Raw genomic sequence first — 244 nt, forward strand, 5'->3', positions numbered from 1 at the left:
GGTTCGACCGGCCAGCGGGCATAGCTGAAGATACCCAGTACGACCTGGGTCACGGCCTTGGCGCGTTGCTGGGCCTGGGCGGTGGTTGTGGCGGTATCTGCCCGGGCGGCGCCCATGGAAATGAACAGGGCGGCCAGCAACAGCGAAAGTGCACAGTTTGGCGCTCGCCTCCCGGCCACATTCATGTGGGAAATCTCTTATGTTCCTTTCCGGTATCGGCGCAACGATAGCACATGGCCGCTTC

At 62.3% G+C, this 244-nt stretch carries 1 pseudogene; it reads right to left on the reverse strand.

From position 1 onward, the window contains the following. Window positions 1-185 (reverse strand): annotated as a pseudogene (locus tag SB756_RS34095) (DUF4154 domain-containing protein); the annotation flags it as partial. Between the last annotated feature and the right edge of the window lie 59 nt (window positions 186-244).

Source organism: Pseudomonas sp. SIMBA_068 (assembly GCF_046534705.1).
GTDB classification, from domain to species: domain Bacteria; phylum Pseudomonadota; class Gammaproteobacteria; order Pseudomonadales; family Pseudomonadaceae; genus Aquipseudomonas; species Aquipseudomonas putida.